The organism is Kitasatospora sp. NPDC048662, from assembly GCF_055587065.1.
Window position 1 is genome coordinate 243161 of the sequence record NZ_JBVJHA010000003.1, and the last position, 18281, is coordinate 261441.

An 18281-nucleotide genomic window follows, 5' to 3' on the forward strand; every position below is an offset into this window, starting at 1 on the left:
GAGCAGGGCATGACCCACACAGAACAGGAAACCCGAGCGTCCGCGCCCCGCGCGGGCCGGCGGACGGCCGAGCGGGCCGCCGCCGTGGTGGCGGCCCTCGCCGCCGCCACCGCTGTCGCCGCCCCCTCCGCCTCGCCCCAGACCGTCGACGGTTCGGTGACGGTGCAGGTGGTGCGGACGGTCGACGAGAGCGGAACGTGGTCGGGCCCGGCGCTGGAGCCGGGCATGGCCGGAGTGACGGTCACCCTGACCGGCGAGGACGGCGCGGTCAGCGCCGCCGTGACCGCCGCCGACGGCACGGTCACGCTCAAGCCGTCCAAGTCGACCGCCGGCGGCAAGTACCGCGTCCAGGTGGTCAATCCGAAGCCGGGCGTGCTGTTCCCGGCCTTCGCCTCCCGCGAGGGCCTGACCGGCGCGCCGGACAAGCTCAGCAGCAACGAGGAGTTCGTCGACCTCTCGGCCGGCAAGCAGGCCAAGCTCACCACCGGCTTCTGGAACCCCGCCGACTACTGCCAGCAGAACGCGCCCCTGGCCACCGCCTGCCAGCCGGCCTCCCTCGACCCGGCGGGCAAGCGCACCCTGCTGACCTTCCCGTACCGCTCCCGCGGCGTGAACAAGGACGTCACCGACATCAGCACCACCGGTGACACCGGCAACGTCTTCGGCATCGCCTGGAACCGGGACGACCGGCGCCTGTTCAGCTCCGCCCAGGCCAAGCGCGCCACCGTGTACGGCCCCGGCGGACCGGGCGCGATCTACGTCACCGACCCGGCGACGAAGGCGACTTCGCTGTTCGCCACCGTCCCCGACGCCGGCAGCACCGCGCACGCCGGCAACGCCCAGGACGACGCCTTCGTGGCCCCGGTCGGCAAGGAGAGCCTCGGCGGGCTGAAGCTCACCGAGGACGGCCGCGACCTGTACGTGGTCAACCTCCACGACCGCAAGCTGTACCGCTACGACGCCACGGCGAAGACCGCCGCCGCGCCCAAGGCCGTGTACAGCATCCCGACCCCCGACTGCCCGTCGGCGGACGACTGGCGGCCCTTCGGCCTCGGCATGCAGGACGGCGTCGGCTACGTCGGTGGCGTCTGCTCCGGCCAGTCCACCCAGAAGATCGGCGATCTGCGGGCGATCGTGCTGCCCTTCGACCCGGCCACCGGGAAGTTCGGCGCCGCCGTCCTCAACCAGCCGCTCGACTACCACGGCACGCCGGCCGGCTGCAACGGCTACTTCTGGTACCCGTGGCAGGACACCGTGCCGAGGACGCCGAACGGCGACGTCTGCGGGCTCAACCCGGAGCCCGAACTCGGCGAGATCGGCTTCGAGACCGACGGTTCCATGCTGCTCTCGTTCCGCGACCGGTACGCCGACCAGGCCGCCGCCGCCCCGCCCGAGGGCCCGCTGCCGAACGGCTTCGTCTACGTGCTCGCCTCGGCCGACCTCAACAAGGCCTGCAAGTCCGGCGACACCTACGTGATGGACATCAATCTCGGCTGTGGGATCACCACCAAGGGCAAGGGCTTCTTCAACCTGAACCGCCCCGCCCCGGCCGGCCATCCGTACGCGTCCTTCGCGGGCATGGCGCTGTCAAAGGTCGAGAACTCCATCGCCACCTCGGGCTACGACGTCTCCAACAACGTCGTCACCGCCGGCACCATGTTCACCCTGCGCACCGGCGGGATCGACCCCGGCTTCGGCAACGAACTCTCCGACGGCCGCTCGCGCTTCGGCAAGGGCGCGGCGATGGCCGACCTCGAAGTGCTCTGCGACCGGGCGCCGCTGCAGATCGGCAACCGGGTCTGGTACGACCCGGAGCGCTCCGGCCTCCAACTGCCGCAGCAGAAGCCGGTTCCGGGCGCGACCGTCAACCTGTACGACGCGGACGGCAAGAAGGTCGGCACCACCAGGACCACCCCGCGCGGCGAGTACTACTTCGACAACAGCAACGTCACCGGCGGGCTGAAGCCGAACACCAAGTACACCATCCGCCTCGACAACCCCGCCGACTACGCCAAGGGTGGCCCGCTGTACCACTGGGTCCCGACCAAGGACAACGTCGGCGACAGCCGCCTGCTCGACTCCGACGGCACCGTCCCCAAGGGCGGCACCTACGTCGAGCGCGCCCTGACCACCGGCGGCCCGGGCCAGAACGACCACAGCTTCGACTTCGGCTTCATGCAGCAGCAGGGCGCGCTGCGCCTGGTCAAGCACGACCAGGACGGCAAGCCGCTGCCCGGCGCGGTGTTCCAGCTGTGGCGCGAGACCAACGGCACCGACGGCCTCCAGGCCGACGGCGACAAGGCGGACACCAAGGTCGGCGACCCGTGCACCACCGGCGACGACGGCAGCTGCGCCAGCACCGCCGACAAGGGCACCTACTACTGGCAGGAGGTCACCCCGCCCAAGGGCTACCAGGCCCCGGAGCAGCCGGTCCTCGGCCCGGTCGTGCTGGACGACGAGCACCTGGAGGACGGCATCACCACCACCGCCGTCAACCGGCTGATCCCGCCGCCGCCCAGCACCCCGGCGCCCACGCCCACCCCGGAGCCGTCGTCACAGCCCTCGGGCGGCCTCGCGTACACCGGCACGAACGACACCGTGCTGACCTACGCCCTGGTCGGCGGAGCGATCCTGCTGGTGGTCGGCGCCGGACTGCTGATCGCCGTCCGCAAGCGCCGCGACAGCTGACGCCACAACAGCTGACGCCGCGACAGCAGCGACAGCAGTGAACGGGGCCCCGGGATACTCTCCCGGGGCCCTTCCCACAGAACTTCCCGCACCGAGGAGCGAGACGACCCGATGGCATCCGACAAGAAGCGCCCGTCCCGGCGCACGCTGATCGTCACCGCCGTGGCGGCGGCCGTGCTCGCGGGCGGCGGCGTGACGGCCTGGCAGCTGGTGGGCGGTCAGGAGGAGAGCCGTCCGCTGTCCACCGAGGAGGCGTCCCGGCTGGCGCTGTCCCGGCTGAAGGCCTATCAGGCCAGCCCGCTGCGGGTGACGCTGAAGGCGCAGGAGGGCGACGGCATGGTGGTCGAGGTGCAGGGCGTGGTGGACTACCGCAGCAAGCACGCGGCGGGCAGCTACACCGTCACCAAGAAGGGCAGCACCCTCGACCAGGGGCTGGTGGTGTGGGACGCCGGCGGGCTGGGCCTGGCCAAGGCGCCCGCAGGGGTGGACGGTTCGGCCTGGGAGCAGGCCGAGCACGTGCCGCGCGCCGGCTGGACCTCGCGCAGCTACGGCACCGACCCGCTGGACGCCGGGCTCCAGATGCTGATCCAGCTGGGCGCGGACCGGCCCGACAACCCCCTGCTGCTGGCCCAGGCAGGCCCGCGTTGGCTCGGCCGGGACCGGATCGACGGCCGCGACTACGACCGGATCGCGGGCCCGCGCCCGCGCGACGCCGCCGACAAGGACAGCGGCGCCACCTCGCCGATCACCTACTGGATCGACTCCGAGGGCGGCCTGCGCCGGGTCACCATGCGGATGGCCGGCCTCGGCACCCCGACCACCCTGGAACTCGGCGGTCAGGACGCCGGGGCCAAGCTCCCGGAAGCGCCCTGGGCGACGGCCGGCTGAGCTGCCGTCAGACGGCCGTCGGCAGCGGGTAGCTGTCCGGATCGACCTTGCCCGGCAGATCGACGGCGGGAACGGCGGGCGCGTTCGGGTCGGCCATCGACGGCTGCGCGGGCGGCACCGGCACGGCGTTGAACGGCATCCCCGGCGGCGCCTGCACCCCTGCGGCCCGGCCCGCCGGGACCTTGCCGCCGCCGCTCGCCCCGCACGCGGCCAGCCGCTCCAGCTCGGCGGGGCTCTGGGTGCCCGGGCTGTTGTCGGAGAAGCAGTTGCCCGGGTCGGCGGCCGAACTGACCAGGTCCACACCGTTGCCGGTGGCCTTGTTCCCGGTCACCCGGTTGTTGGAGGCGGGATGCCCCGGCGGGTCGGTCACCACCACGCCCGCCGCCCGGTTGCCCTGGACGAGGTTGCGTTCGACCCGGTTGTCGGTGCCGCCGCCGATACCGATCCCGATGCCGAAACCGCCGTCGGCCTGCTGCGGCGAGTCCGCCGAGTTGTTGTTCGCGACCACGTTGCCGGCGATCACCGCGGCGTGCTGCGGGGCCAGCGACTCCAGGTCGTTGGAGTTGATGGTCACGCCGACCCGGTTGTTGACCGCCCGGTTGCCCACCACCGTCAGGTTCTCCGAGGCGTTGGTGATCTCGATGCCGACCGCGTTGCGCTCCACCGTGTTGCCCCGCACCAGCGTGTTGCACGGCCTGCACTGCCCGACGTAGATCCCCGAGTCGGCCTGCCCCGAGGCGTAGGACTCCTCGATGATCCCGTCGCGCGCGTCGAACGCGTAAATGCCGTACAGGGCGTTCCCGTACGAGGTCACCTTGCTCGCCCGGAAGCCCTGCACCGCGGGAAAGCGGGTGGTGTCCAGCGGGTCGTACGCGGAACCGCCCGCGCCGTGACGCTGGAGCTTCTCGTCCGTGACGCCGGTGAACAGCACGCCGTTGGCCAGGAAGCCGCGCACGGTGAGGTTCTCGACCACGGTGCCCGCGCCGGTCGCGGTGATCCCGTTGATCAGCTTCAGATCGCCGTCGAAGATCACCGTGTTGCGGTCCGAACCGCGAAGCACGATACGGGGCTTGGTGATCCGCACGCTCTCCTTGTACACGCCCGGGTGCACCAGCACCAGGTCACCGGGGTTGGCGACATCTACCGCGCGCTGCACCGTCGGGACGTCCTCGGGCACCTGGATCACCGTGCCCGGCGGGTGACGGTCGGCGGACGGCGACGCCGAGGAGGAACAGGCGGCGAGCGCCGGAAGCAGCAGCCCCAGCGCCATCAGGCCGGTCCGGAACCGGCGCGGACCGGTCCGTCGGCGTACCAACAGGTGGAAACCATGGAGGAGTTGCATGAAACGTGTTCTATCGTCTCCAATAGCGCCCATGCACATCGAATCGGGGAACCCGCAGGACACCACCGCGTCTGCTCGGCCCCGGATCGGCCGCCGGGCACTGCTCTCGGCCGGCGCCGTCCTGGCCGCCGGAGCGGGCGCGGCCGCCGCCACCGCCCTCGGCCGTGACCCGGGCCGTGGGCCTGCCACCGCTCCGCCACCCGCCGCCGTCCCCCACCACGGCGCGCGACAGTCCGGCCTGACGTACCGTCAACTCCCCGCCACCAGGCTGCTCGCCCTCGACCTCCCCGCCTCCGCCGACCGCGAGGCGCTGCGCGGCCTGCTCGCCGGGCTCGACAAGGTGCTCGCGGCCGCCTCCGACGGCAGCCTCGCCGACCCGCGGCTGTCCGCCACCCCGATCTCCTCGCTGGCCGCGATCGGCCCGGCGCCGGCCGCCCGGCTGAAGCTCCCCGTGCCCGCCGAACTCGCCGAACTGCCTTCGTTCGCCGGCGATCAGCTCGACGCCAAGCGCAGCGGCGGTGACCTCCTCCTCCAGGTCTCGGCCGAACACCCGTGGACCACCGGCGTCCTGACGGAACATCTGCTCGCCGCCGCCAAGCCCTCCGGGGCAACCCTCCGCTGGAACCAGGCCGGGTTCCTGCCGTCCGTCCCCGACGGGGAGACCCCGCGCAACCTGTTCGGCTTCAAGGACGGCAGCGCCAACCCCGACCCCGCCGACCCCGGCCTGTGGAACGCCGACGGCACCATCCTGGTCTACCGCCGGATACGCATGGACACCGCCGCCTTCGCCGCCCTCCCGACAGACCGTCAAGAACTCGCCATGGGCCGCCACCTCACCTCCGGCGCCCCCCTCAGCGGCGCCGCCGAGCACGACGACCCCGACATCTACATCAAGCACCCCGACGGCTCCTACGTCATCCCCGCCACCGCCCACGTCCGCCTCAGCAGCCCCCGCCTCGACGGCGGCGCCCGCATGCTCCGCCGCGGCTACTCCTACGACGACGCCCCCGACGACCGCGGCCTCCTCTTCTGCGCCTTCATGCGCGACCCCGCCCTCTTCACCCGCGTCCAGAACCGCCTCGCCGAGAACGACGCCCTCAACCCCTTCCTCACCCACAACGCGTCAGCAGTGGCCTGGGTCCTCCCGGGCTCCCACCCGGACCGGCCACTGGGAGCGACGCTGTGAAAACGCGGTCACCAGGTCGTGGGGCGGCCGGTGTGCGGGGCGCGGCCGGCGGCGGGGTCGTGGTGGATCGGCCCCGTCGTCGTGGTGAGCGGGAGGTGGGTGCCGCCTCGGGTGTGGGCGACGAGTTCGGCGGCGATGGAGATGGCGGTCTCCTCCGGGGTGCGGGCGCCGAGATCGAGGCCGATGGGGGAGTGGAGGCGGGCCAGCTCGGCTTCGGTGAGGCCGGCTTCGCGGAGGTGGGTGAGGCGGTCGGTGTGGGTGCGGCGGGAGCCCATCGCGCCGATGTAGGCGACGGGGAGGCGCAGGGCCCGTTCCAGCAGGGGCAGGTCGAACTTGGCGTCGTGGGTGAGGACGCACAGGGCGGTGCGGGCGTCGAGGTGGGGGGCCTGGGCGTCGAGGTAGCGGTGGGGCCAGTCCACGACGATCTCGTCCGCGTCGGGGAAGCGGCGGCGGGTGGCGAAGACCGGCCGCGCGTCGCAGACCGTCACGTGGTAGCCGAGGAACTTGCCGATCCGGGCCAGGGCGGTGGCGAAGTCCATGGCGCCGAAGATCAGCAGGCGTGGCGGTGGGACGTAGGACTCGACGAACAGGGTGGCGGAGCCGACTCGCAGGAGGCCGGTGCGGCCGGCGGAGAGCATCTCGCGGGTCTCGGCGACCATCGGCGCTGCCAGGGGGAGGGAGCCGTACTCGTCCGAGGGGGTGACAGTGAGGGTGGCGCCGAGGAGGGCTGACGGCCCTTCGACGATCCGGGCCACCGCCACGGGTGTGCCGGAGCGGACCAGGGGGACGGCGGCGTCCAGGCCGGGGGAGGAGCCCGGGACGACGGGGTGGACGAAGACGTCGAGGGAGCCGCCGCAGGTCAGTCCGACGGCGAAGGCGTCCTCGTCGCTGTAGCCGAAGTGCTGGAGGACCGGGGTGCCGGAGGCCAGCGCTTCCTGGCAGGCCTCGTACACGGCGGCTTCCACGCAGCCCCCGGAGATCGAGCCGACCGCCTCGCCGTACGCGTCCACGGCGAGCGCCGCGCCCGGCCCGCGCGGGGCGCTGCCCGAGGCGCGGACCACGGTGGCCACGGCGAACGGGCGTCCGGTGGTGTGCCAGGTGTGGAGTTGCGCGGCGATGTCCTGCACGAGTGCTCCCTAGTGGACGCCGAGCCAGGTCTTGATCGGGGCGAGGGCGAAGTAGACGACGAACACGAAGGTGAGGATCCACATCAGCGCCCCGGGCTCGCGCCACTTGCCGGTGCCGGCCTTGACCACGGTGTAGGAGACGACGCCGGCGCCGACGCCCGCGGTGATGCTGTAGGTGAACGGCATGACCACGCTGGTGAGGAAGGCGGGGACGGCGATCTCGCTGTCCGCCCAGTCGATGAGCCGGGCCTGGCTCATCATCAGCGAGCCGATCACCACCAGTGCGGCGGCGGCGACCTGCACGGGCACCACGGCGGCGACGGGCGAGAAGAACAGCATCAGGGTGAACACGCCGCCGGTGACGATCGAGGCCAGTCCGGTGCGGGCGCCGTCGCCGACGCCGGTCGCGGACTCCAGGAAGACGGTCTGCCCGGACGCCCCGGCGACGCCGCCGATCGCGCCGCCCGCGCCGTCGATGAACAGCGCCTTCGACAGGCCCGGCATCCGTCCCTTGGAGTCGGTGAGTCCGGCTTCGGTGCCGACGCCGATGATGGTGGCCATCGCGTCGAAGAACCCGGCCAGCACCAGGGTGAACACCGCGACGGAGGCGCTGATCGCGCCCATGCTGTGCGCCCCGAAGGCGCCGAACAGGTCGACGTGGCCGAAGAGTCCGAAGTCGGGTGCGGCGACCGGCGATCCGGGCCAGACCGGCGCGGAGCCGCCCCAGTCCTCGGCGGTCAGGTCGGCGACCTGGTTGACGATCATCGCGGCCGCGGTGCCGAGCGCGAGGCCGAGCAGGATCGCGCCGCGCACGCGCCGGGCCAGCAGCACGAAGATGGTGAGCAGGGTGAGGCAGAAGAGCAGCACCGGCCAGCCCTCGAGTTCGCCGGCCGGGCCGAGGGAGAGCGGGGTGGGCCCGCCGGTGTGCACGAATCCGGCCTTGACGAAGCCGACGATCGAGATGAACAGGCCGATGCCGATGGTGATCGCGAACTTCAGCGGCAGCGGAATGCCGTGCATGATCCGCTCGCGCAGGCCGGAGACCACCAGCAGCACGATCAGCAGGCCGTAGATCACGCACAGGCCCATCGCCTGCGGCCAGGTGGAGTGCGGCACCACCAGCGCGGAGATCACGCCGGAGACGGACAGGCCGGCGGCGAGCGCGAGCGGCACATTGCCGACCACGCCCATCACGATCGTGGTGACGGCGGCGGCGAGCGCGGTGGCGGTGGTCACCTGGGCGTGGTTCAGCCGGTGGCCGGTGATGTCGGCGCCGCTCAGGATGACCGGGTTGAGCAGGATGATGTAGGCCATCGCCATGAAGGTGGTGAGGCCCCCGCGCAGTTCGGTGCCCACGGTGGATCCGCGCGCCGAGAGTTTGAAGTACCTGTCCAGCGCGCCGCGCGAGGTGGGGCCGGGCTCCGCAGGGGTCTGTGCCATGTCGTGTCCCAAGGGTCAGGGCGTGTCGGTGAGGTGCTCCGGTCGGACCGGGATGCGGGTGAGGGCTTTCCCGGTGGCCTGTCGGATCGCCGCCACGATCGAAGGGGTCGCCGAGACGGTGGGGGCCTCGCCGACACCGCGCAGCCCGTACGGGGCGTGCGGGTCGGGGAGTTCGAGAAGGTCCACCGGGATCGGCGGGGTGTCGAGGACGGTCGGGATCAGGTAGTCGGTGAAGGAGGCGTTGCGGATCTTGCCGTCGGCGAGCACGATCTCCTCCATCACCGCCAGGCCCAGCGCCTGCGTGCAGGCGCCCTGGATCTGGCCGACCACGGCGAGCGGGTTGAGCGCCCGGCCGACGTCCTGAACGGCCGTCAACTCGACCACCTTGACCAGTCCCAGCTCCACGTCCACGTCCACCACGGCGCGGTTCGCGCAGAAGGAGTACTGGACGTGGCCGAAGCCCTGGCCGGTCTCCGGGTGCAGCGGCACGGTGGGCCGGTGGCGGTGCACCCGGGTCTGTTCGACGGGCTCGTCGCCGAGCAGCGCGGCCAGCGGGGCCAGCACTCCGGCGGAGGCGGAGACCACCTGGCCGCCGACCAGCGCCAGGTCGGGGTGCGTCCAGCCGTGGCGGCGCCGGCCCCGTTCCAGCAGTTCCTCGCGGACCGCCTCGGCGGCGAGCTTGACCGCGCCGCCGGTCATGTAGGTCTGCCGGGAGGCGGAGGTGGAACCGGCCGAGCCGATCTCGGTGTTGGCGGGGTGGATGGTGACGTGCTCGACGCCCAGTTCGGTGCGGGCGATCTGGGCGTGCACGGTGACGCCGCCCTGGCCGACCTCGGCCGCCGCGGTGTGCACCAGGGCGACCGGCTCGCCGCCGATCAGCTCCAGCCGCACCCGGGCGGTGGAGTAGTCGTCGAAGCCCTCGGAGAAGCCGACGTTCTTGATGCCCACCGAGTAGCCGACGCCGCGCACCACGCCCTCGCCGTGCGAGGTGTTGGACAGCGCCCCCGGCAGTGCGCGCTGGTCGGACGGGTCGAGCGGCGGCGGCAGCGGTCGCTCCTTGACCCGCTGGAGCAGCTCGGCGACCGGCGCGGGCGCGTCGATCTGCTGCCCGGTCGGCATCAGGTCGCCCTGCGCGAGGGCGTTCAGCTGCCGCAGCTCCACCGGGTCCATGCCGAGCGCCTCGGCCAGCCGGTCCATCTGCGACTCGTAGCCGAACGCGGCCTGCACCGCGCCGAAGCCGCGCATCGCCCCGCACGGCGGGTTGTTGGAGTACAGCGCCAGGGCGTGCATCCGTACGTTCGGGATGACGTACGGGCCGTGGCCGAGCGAGGCGGCGTTGCCCGCCACGGCGGGGGAGGTGGAGGCGTACGCGCCGCCGTCCAGCACGATCCGGCAGTCCGCGAACACCAGCCTGCCGTCGCGGGTGGCGCCGTGCTCGTAGCGCATCCGGGCCGGGTGGCGGTGCACGTGTCCGAAGAACGACTCGTCGCGGGAGTACACGATCTTGACGGGCCGTCGGGTGTGCAGCGCCAGCAGGCAGGCGTGGATCTGCATCGACAGGTCCTCGCGGCCGCCGAACGCGCCGCCCACCCCGGCCAGCGTGAGGCGGACCTTCTCCTCCGGCAGGGCCAGCACCGGCGCCATCTGCTGCCGGTCCACGTGCAGCCACTGGGTGGCGATGTACAGGTCCACGCCGCCGTCCTCGGCGGGCACCGCCAGGCCCGACTCCGGGCCCAGGAACGCCTGGTCCTGCATGCCGACCTCGTACTCGCCCGCTACGATCACGTCCGCCAGCGCCCGCACCTCGTCGGTGACGCCCCGGCCCGCCACCAGCCGCTGCTCGTGGCAGAGGTTGCCGTGCGCGCCGGCCTTGTACTCGTGCGGCTCGTGGACGTAGCCGTAGGTCTGCGGATCGAGGCACTGCCGCTCGGTGGTGATCGGGGCGAGCACCTCGTACTCGACGGCGATCTTCTTCGCCGCCCGGCGGGCCGTCTCCGGATGGTCGGCGGCCACCAGCGCGACCGGCTCGCCCTGGTAGCGGACCTTGTCGATCGCCAGGGCCGGCTGATCGGCGATGTCCAGGCCGTAGAACTTGCTGCCCGGGATGTCCTCGTGGGTGAGCACCGCGTGCACCCCGGGGACGGCGAGGGCGGCGGAGATGTCGACGGAGCGAATGGTGGCGCGCGGGTGCGGGGAGCGCAGCGCCGTGCCCCACAGCATGTCCTCGTGCCACAGGTCGGAGGAGTAGGCGAACTCGCCCTTCACCTTCAAGGTGCCGTCGGGGCGCAGCGGGGACTGCCCGATGCCGTCCCGGGAGGCCTGGTTGATCTTCTGCAGGTTCTTCTCGGCCTGGATCGAACGGGTCGTCATTCCCCGCCCTCCGCCCCCGCGATGCGGGCCGAGGCCAGCCGCACCGCGTCCATGATCTTCTCGTAGCCGGTGCAGCGGCACAGGTTGCCCGACAGCGCCTCGCGGATGTCGGCGTCGGACGGCCGCGGGTCCCGGGCCAGCAGGGCGTCGGTCTGCACCAGCAGGCCGGGCGTGCAGAAGCCGCACTGCACGGCGCCCGCGTCCAGGAACGCCTGCTGGACGGCGCCGAGTTCGCCGTCCGGGCCGGTCAGGCCCTCCACGGTGCGCACCTCGCGGCCCTGCACCTGGCCGGCCGCCACCAGGCAGGCGCAGACCGGGACTTCGTCCAGGTACACGGTGCAGGAGCCGCACTCGCCCTGCTCGCAGGCGTTCTTCGAGCCCGGCAGGCCGACCCGCTCGCGCAGCACGTACAGCAGCGACTCGCCCTCCCACACGTCCTCGGCCTCCACCGGCCGCCCGTTCGCGGTGAACACCACCCTCATGCCGCCCTCCCCAACTGCTCGCGGTAGTCGTCCCAGCACCAGGTCAGGGTGCGCCGGGCCAGCACGGCCAGGGCGTGGCGCCGGTACGCGGCCGTGCCCCGGACGTCGTCGATCGGATCGGCCGCGGCCGCGACCAGCTCGCCGAAGCGCCGCACCACCCGCGGAGCCGGCGGGTCGCCGGACGCCCAGTCCAGGACGGCCGCCAGGTACGCCTCGGCCTGCTCCGCGCGGCGCGGCGTCGGCGCGGCCGAACCCAGGCCGGTGCCGACCGTGCCGTCCTTCGGGTGCAGCGCGAGAGCGAACGCGCACACCGCGATCACCATCGCGTTGCGGGTGCCGACCTTGGAGAACTGCTGCGGGCCGTCGGCGACCGGGATCCGCACCGCGCGGATCAGCTCGTCCGGGGCCAGGCAGTGCCGCTTCACCCCGAGGTAGAACTCGTCGATCGGGATCAGCCGCACCCCGCGCACCGAATGCGCCTCCACCCGCACCCCCCGCCCGGCGGCCAGCAGGGCCGGATGGGCGTCGCCGGCCGGCGAGGCCGCGCCCAGGTTGCCGCCGACACTTCCCCGGTTGCGGATCTGCGGCGAACCCACCGTCCGCGCCGCCAGCGCCAGCCCCGGCAGCGGGCCGGACAGCTCCTCGATGATCCGGGTGTACGGCACCGCCGCGCCCAGGCGCACCGACGCCCCGTCACTGCTCCACTCGGTCAGTTCGGTGATCCGGTTCAGGTCGAGGATCGCGGACGGCCGGCGCAGGTCGAAGTTCAGCTCGACCATGACGTCGGTGCCGCCGGAGACCGGCAGCGCCCCCGGGTGACCGGCCATCGCCGCGAGGGCCTCTCCCCAGCTCGCGGGTCGAAGGAACTCCATGCGGTGCCTCCTCTCTTCGCCGACGGACGAGAGCCCGGCGCCCTGGCCGGGTGCCCGGTGGCGTGCAGGCCAGTGAACCGCCGTCACCGGGGCCACGGGCAGTCACCGATGGCATGAGGGCCGACGGTGACCTGCCGCGCTGTCCTGTACGTTCGTCCAATGTGGACGATCCTCCAGCCCACCCGGGTCACCCTGGGCCGTCCTCGCCCCGGAATCACCCCCACGAATCACCCGCAGCACCCGCCGCACCGTCACGAAGGGCCCCGTCCATGCGCGTCCGCGACCTGCTCGCCCCCGGCGCACCCCGGCTGCGCCTGCTCGCCGGCGAGGAGGAGCTCGACCGGCAGGTCACCGGCGTGATGACCACCGACCTGCAGGACCCGGGCCGGTTCCTGCACGGCGGTGAGCTGGTGCTCACCGGCATGCTGTGGCGCACCACCCCCGCCGACTCCGCGCGCTTCGTGCGGACCCTGGTGGCCGGGGGCGCCGCCGCGCTCGGCGCCGGCGAGGTGGAGGTCGGGCCCGTCCCCGGCGACCTGGTCGAGGCCTGCCGCCGGCACCGGCTGCCGCTGCTCGCCGTCCCCGACGACATCGCCTTCGGCACCGTCACCGAGTACGTCGGCCGGCACGTCTCCGCCGGGCGGGCCGCCGACCTCGCCGCCCTGGTCGACCGGCACCGGCTGCTGGTCTCCGCGGCCGGCGCGGGCGGCCTGGACGCCGTCCTCGACCTGCTCGGCGGCGACCTCGACCTGGACTGCTGGGTGCTCACCCCCACCGGCCAGGTCATCGCCGGACCGGCCGACCGCCTCGCCCCCGCCGACCGCGACCGCCTCGCCCGCGCCCACCTCACCGCCCAGCAGCGCGGCCACCGGCCCCCGCACCGGGTCCAACTCGCCGACGGCGCCTACTCGTTGCTGCCCGCCGCCGAAGGCGCCGGCGGCACCCCGCTGGCCGACTGGATCCTCGCCGTCGCGGGCGACCTCACCGAATGGCCCGCCAAACGCCGCCAGCTCGCCGAGAACCTGGCCCGCCTGGTCGCCGCCGAACGCACCCGCCGCGACGAAGGCCGCCGACTGCGCCGCCGGCTCGCCGAGGAACTCCTCGACCTGCTCCGGCACGGCACCGACCCCGCCGAGACCGTCCGCGCCCTGCGCGCCTCCACCACCGACGGCGCGGGCCACCCGCAGTGGCTGGTGCTGTCCGCCGACGCGACCGGCCTGCCCGACGGCGCGCTGCGCCCGGTCCTCGAAGAGGCGCTGCCCGGTACGGCCCTGGTCGCCGCCCGCGGCCGGACCGGCGCCGTCGCCGTCCTGCCCGCCCCCGACGCCGCCGTTCCCGCCGACGCGGTGCGCGCGCTGCTGGCCCCGCTGGAGGCCGGACTCGGCGCCGACGGGCGGATCACCGTCGGCGTGTGCGCCCCCGCCGCCGAGCCCGGCGGCCTGCGCGGCGCCCTGGAGGAGGCCCGGCACGCCCGCCGGATCGCCGCCGCCCGGGCCGGGCGGATCCGGGTCGCCGGCGCCGAGGAACTCGCCTCGCACGTCCTGCTGCTGGCCGCCGTCCCCGACGAGGTCCGGCGCGCCTTCCGGGCCCGGCTGCTCGACCCGGTGACCGCCTACGACCAGGAACACCAGGCCGACCTGCTGCACACCCTGGCCGCGTTCCTGCGCTCCGACGGCTCCTGGACGCGCTGCGCCGCCCAGCTGCACGTGCACGTCAACACGCTGCGCTACCGGATCGGCCGGATCGAGGAACTCACCGGCCGCGACCTGTCCCGGCTGGAGGACCGGGTGGACTTCTACCTGGCGCTGGAACTCGCCTGACGGGACGTCAGGCGGCGTTCCGGCGCCGGCCGCGCGGGCGGCGCGGGTACGGGAACAGCCGCGGCCTGCGCTTGGCCGCCACGTCCTCGACCCAGCCGAGGGCCGTCACCAGCACGGCGAGCAGCGGGATCGCCACCAGCAGGCTGAACCACTGGCTGGTCAGCAGCCACCGCAGGTGCTGGTAGAAGAAGTCGATGTTCCACAGCGGGTCGATCAGCGGGAAGGCCAGCACCAGCGCCGGCACGTGCCACAGGTAGACCGTGACGGCGCGCGAGTTGAGCAGGCTGATCAGGCCGTTCCAGCGCTCCAGCCGCGGCGGCCACTGCTCCCAGGACGGGCTGATGTGCAGCAGCAGCGCGACGAAGCCGAAGGACCACAGGGCCTGGGCGATCGGCCAGACCTCGATGTCGGTCGGCTGGGTCGGATCGACCGGCCGGGTCTGCAGGTACCAGAAGCCCGCCACCATGATCAGCGGCGCGATCGACGGCAGCACGTACTGCGGGATCCGCCGCAGCAGCCCCTCCTGGTGGGCCATGCCGAGGATCCAGCAGGAGCCGAACACCGCGAAGTCGTTGACGGTCTCCCAGACGCGGCCGTAGGGGAAGTCCTGGCCGGTGAAGAACGCGTTCATGACGATCACCAGCGCCAGCGGAGCGAACAGCGTCACCACCGGGAAGCGGCGCAGGGCCCTGAGCATCAGCGGCGACAGCAGCACGTACCAGAGATAGGCCCGCAGGTACCACAGCGGCACCACCAGCTGGGAGGCCCAGCCGGTCTCCAGGTGCCCGCCGAAGCCGTGCAGCTCCGTCGCGTACGGGGGAGTGCTCAGCGGCAGCACCCAGAACGCCAGCTTCGCCCACCACCAGGTGGGGTGGCCGTCGGAGCCCGGGCCGCCGCCGTCGAGGACCTGGAGGGTGACCACGACGGCGCCGAACAGCCACATCGGCGGCAGCAGGCGGCGCAGCCGGCCGCGGATCACGCCGAGGGCGGGGCGGCTCAGCGAACGCGTCATCAGCGAGCCCGCCAGCGCGAACATCACGCCCATCGACGGGAACACCAGTGGCAGCCAGAACCACTCGAAGTGGTGGTAGAGCACCACGCGGACCAGCGCCATCGCGCGCAGCAGGTCGAGGTAGCGGTCCCGGCCGGCCTTGCGCACGGACGAGACGAGCGTGTCCGGGGCGGCTTCGCGGCGCAGCTGCTCGGGGATCCGCAGCCGGATGGTGTCGCTCATGGTCAGGCCTCCACGGGGATCCGCAGCCGGATGGTGTCGCTCATGGTCAGGCCTCCACGGGGACAGCGACCTCGCCGGTGCGCCGGAGCTTGTGCCAGCGCAGCCGGCCACCCGTGAGCGCGGTGATCGTGGACTGCAGCAGGACGATGTACATCAGCTGCCGGTACACCACCTGTTGCAGCGGCAGGCTGATCAGGTGCCAGGGCTTCTCGCGGTCGAGCCGGAAGGCGTACCAGGACAGCAGTCCCTGGAGCGCGATGAACCCGCCCCAGCTGGCCAGCGTGATCGGGGCGTCCGTGAACAGCACGCCGTACAGCAGGAACAGGTCCACCAGCGGTGCCAGCAGCGGCGCGACCACGCCGAACAGCACCACCATCGGCAGCCCGATCCGGCCGAAGCGCCCGGCCGGGCCGCGGGAGATCACGGCGCGGCGGTGCTTCCACATCGCCTGCATGGAGCCGTAGCTCCAGCGGTAGCGCTGCGACCAGAGCTGCTGGAGGCTCGCGGGCGCCTCGGTCCAGGCGCGGGCGCGCTCGGCGTAGACGACCCGCCAGCCCTCGCAGAGCACCGCGATGGTGATGTCGGTGTCCTCGGCGAGGGTGTCGTCGCTCATCCCGCCGACCTGCCGCAGCGCCTCCTTGCGGAAGGCACCGACCGCGCCGGGGATGGTCGGGATGACGTTCAGCACGTCGTACATCCGGCGGTCCAGGTTGTGGCCGAGGACGTACTCGATGTGCTGCCAGGCGCCGATCAGGCTGTCCCGGTTGCCGACCTTGGCGTTGCCCGCGACGGCCCCGATCCGCGGATCGGCGAACGGCTGGACCAGCTCCCGCACCGTGGACGGCTCGAACACGGTGTCGCCGTCCATCATCACCACGATGTCGTACGAGGCGGCCGCGATGCCGGCGTTGAGCGCGCTGGGCTTGCCGCCGTTGACCTTGCGGATCAGCCGGACGAACGGCAGGTCCATCGCCTCGACGATGTCCGCGGTGCCGTCGGTGGAGCCGTCGTCGATCACGATCACTTCGATCGGATAGTCGCTGGCGGCCAGCGAGTTCAGGGTGTTCGCGATGCACTCGAGCTCGTTGTACGCGGGGACGAGCACGGTGACCGGCTCGGTGACGGGCGGCCCCCAGGCGTCCTTCCGCTTGGAGCGGCGGGCGTGCACCGGGGCGAGGACGATCATCAGCGCGAACCGGCCGAAGTTGAGGAAACCGACCAGCGCCAGCAGCCCGACCAGCACCGGCAGGGTGTACACGGCGACCTGAGTGGCCCAGATGAACCCCTTGCCCGCCCACAGCTGGAAGCCGTGCACCGGCACCATCGCGCTGGAGGCGCCGAGCGCGTCGGAGATGGTGGTGAAGCGGTAGCCCTCGGCCTGGAGCTTGACGATGATCTGCTCCAGCGCGGCGACCGTCTCGGCGCGGTCACCACCCGCGTCGTGCAGCAGGATCAGCTCGCCCGCGCCCGGCTTGGCCGGCATCGCGGCCTTCACGATCTCCTCGACGCCGGGGCGCTTCCAGTCGTCGGTGTCGCGGTCGATGAACGCGGTCAGGTAGCCGTGCGCGCCCACGTACTGGATGACCGGGTAGTTCCAGTCGTCCATCGCCGCGGCCTCCGAGGAGTACGGCGGCCGGAACAGCGAACTGTGCACGCCCGCGACGCCGGCCAGTGCCAGCTGGGTCTGCGCCAGCTCCCAGCCGACCCGGGAGTGCGACTGGTACACCAGGTCGGGGTGGGTGAAGGTGTGCAGGCCGATCTCGTGGCCGCCCGCGACGATCTTCCGGATCAGATCCGGGTTGCGGGTGGTCATCGCGCCGGTCACGAAGAAGTCCGCGCGGACGTCGTGGGCCTTCAGCACGTCCAGGATCTTCGGCGTCCACTCCGGCGAGGGGCCGTCGTCGAAGCTCAGCACCACCGTCTTGTCGGGGATGCGGTAGCTGACCGGGTTCGCCTTCTTGTCGCCGCGCGCGTCGATCACCGGGCCGCCGTTGAGCAGGTTCTCCGGCACGGTGTCCTTGTCCACCGAGGTCGCGATCCGGGTGTCGTGGAACACCTCGTTGGTGGCCAGCCCGCGCAGCACCAACAGCGCCAGCAGACACGCCAGCAGGGACAGCGGCATGACGAAGCGCAGCGGCGGCGCGGCCAGTCGGCGCGGCCTCAGCAGGGAATGCCGGCGGCGCTGGTGGCGGGACAAAGGGCGCTCCTGGAGATGCGTGGTGCGAAGGATCAGGGGTGTTTGCTCGACTTGCCGCCCGAGGGCGTCGCCCCGGTGGTGGGCTTCGAACCGGCGGCCGAGCTGCCCGGCTTGGGCGAGGTGGAGCGGGAAGGCGCCCCGGACGAGGAGGAGGACGCGGACGGCGAGGCCGAGGGCGAGGCCGACGGCGACACCGAGGGCGCGGCCGCCGGGGCCGGCTGCTGGGGGATCACCATCGGCGGGGCGTCCGCCTGCACGCCGATCAGGCTGCCGCCCATCGCGACCGCCAGCACCGCGCCCACCACCGAGACCGGCCAGCCGAGACCGCGCAGCAGTCGCCCGCGCAGTCCGGACTCGTCGACGAACACCGGTTCGGGCAGCGGCTCTTCGACCTCCGGAAGATCCGGGCCGGGCCCGCCGGGCGGTGCCGGGTGCGCCGGTCCGGAACCGGACGACGTCATGACAGGGCGCACCGGGCGAGGCCTTTCAGGGCAGGGAGGGCAGGACAGGAAGACCGCGGGAGCGTGGATCGAACGCTAGTGCACCGACCTGGGCCGTCCTGGGCCGAATTGGGCCTGATGCCCAGTTTCGACGCGTTCTCGGTCAGGGTTGTGATCGGATCGAGATCCCTACCG

13 protein-coding genes are annotated in these 18281 nt (G+C 72.8%); 4 read left to right on the forward strand and 9 right to left on the reverse strand.

Annotation, left to right across the window (positions count from 1 at the left end):
- The first annotated feature begins 9 nt into the window (after window positions 1–9).
- Window positions 10–2688: an SdrD B-like domain-containing protein gene (locus tag ACZ6R9_RS11695; RefSeq protein WP_465538031.1), complete on the forward strand. Its 2679-nt coding sequence runs from the start codon at window positions 10–12 to the stop codon at window positions 2686–2688.
- Window positions 2689–2799: 111 nt separating this feature from the next.
- The gene (locus tag ACZ6R9_RS11700; protein WP_465538033.1) at window positions 2800–3576 is read left to right on the forward strand and encodes a hypothetical protein; all 777 of its coding nucleotides are present in this window, start codon (window positions 2800–2802) and stop codon (window positions 3574–3576) included.
- Between the two features lie 7 nt (window positions 3577–3583).
- Here ACZ6R9_RS11700 and ACZ6R9_RS11705 read toward each other — a convergent pair whose 3' ends face one another.
- Window positions 3584–4918, reverse strand: coding sequence for a right-handed parallel beta-helix repeat-containing protein (locus ACZ6R9_RS11705; RefSeq protein ID WP_380483835.1), 1335 nt, complete (start codon window positions 4916–4918; stop codon window positions 3584–3586).
- Between the two features lie 31 nt (window positions 4919–4949).
- On the opposite strand from ACZ6R9_RS11705, the gene ACZ6R9_RS11710 reads away from it, so the two are divergent.
- Entirely contained in the window at window positions 4950–6104 is a 1155-nt protein-coding gene (locus ACZ6R9_RS11710; RefSeq protein WP_380483836.1) for a Dyp-type peroxidase, read from the forward strand.
- An 8-nt stretch (window positions 6105–6112) separates the two neighbouring features.
- Here the strand turns inward: ACZ6R9_RS11710 and ACZ6R9_RS11715 are convergent, their stop codons facing one another.
- From ACZ6R9_RS11715 to ACZ6R9_RS11735, 5 genes are read right to left on the reverse strand one after another with little or no spacing between them, the layout of a single operon-like run.
- Complete coding sequence (locus ACZ6R9_RS11715; RefSeq protein WP_465538035.1) at window positions 6113–7231, reverse strand: XdhC family protein; 1119 nt, start codon at window positions 7229–7231, stop codon at window positions 6113–6115.
- A 9-nt stretch (window positions 7232–7240) separates the two neighbouring features.
- Window positions 7241–8671, reverse strand: a complete 1431-nt coding sequence (locus ACZ6R9_RS11720; protein ID WP_465538037.1) for an NCS2 family permease — start codon at window positions 8669–8671, stop codon at window positions 7241–7243.
- 15 nt (window positions 8672–8686) lie between these two features.
- On the reverse strand, window positions 8687–11041 hold the full coding sequence (pucD, locus tag ACZ6R9_RS11725; protein WP_465538039.1) for a xanthine dehydrogenase subunit D: 2355 nt from the start codon (window positions 11039–11041) through the stop codon (window positions 8687–8689).
- Complete coding sequence (locus tag ACZ6R9_RS11730) at window positions 11038–11523, reverse strand: (2Fe-2S)-binding protein (RefSeq protein ID WP_465538041.1); 486 nt, start codon at window positions 11521–11523, stop codon at window positions 11038–11040. The genes pucD and ACZ6R9_RS11730 overlap by 4 nt, the downstream gene beginning before the upstream one ends.
- Window positions 11520–12395, reverse strand: coding sequence for an FAD binding domain-containing protein (locus tag ACZ6R9_RS11735; RefSeq protein WP_465538043.1), 876 nt, complete (start codon window positions 12393–12395; stop codon window positions 11520–11522). The genes ACZ6R9_RS11730 and ACZ6R9_RS11735 overlap by 4 nt, the downstream gene beginning before the upstream one ends.
- Before the next feature lie 269 nt (window positions 12396–12664).
- On the opposite strand from ACZ6R9_RS11735, the gene ACZ6R9_RS11740 reads away from it, so the two are divergent.
- Complete coding sequence (locus tag ACZ6R9_RS11740; protein ID WP_465538045.1) at window positions 12665–14215, forward strand: PucR family transcriptional regulator; 1551 nt, start codon at window positions 12665–12667, stop codon at window positions 14213–14215.
- 7 nt (window positions 14216–14222) lie between these two features.
- Here ACZ6R9_RS11740 and ACZ6R9_RS11745 read toward each other — a convergent pair whose 3' ends face one another.
- From ACZ6R9_RS11745 to ACZ6R9_RS11755, 3 genes are all read right to left on the reverse strand, one after another.
- Entirely contained in the window at window positions 14223–15449 is a 1227-nt protein-coding gene (locus ACZ6R9_RS11745; protein ID WP_380483850.1) for an acyltransferase family protein, read from the reverse strand.
- 46 nt (window positions 15450–15495) lie between these two features.
- The gene (locus tag ACZ6R9_RS11750) at window positions 15496–17583 is read right to left on the reverse strand and encodes a bifunctional polysaccharide deacetylase/glycosyltransferase family 2 protein (protein ID WP_380484130.1); all 2088 of its coding nucleotides are present in this window, start codon (window positions 17581–17583) and stop codon (window positions 15496–15498) included.
- A 95-nt stretch (window positions 17584–17678) separates the two neighbouring features.
- Window positions 17679–18107: a hypothetical protein gene (locus ACZ6R9_RS11755; RefSeq protein WP_465538047.1), complete on the reverse strand. Its 429-nt coding sequence runs from the start codon at window positions 18105–18107 to the stop codon at window positions 17679–17681.
- Window positions 18108–18281 lie beyond the last annotated feature (174 nt).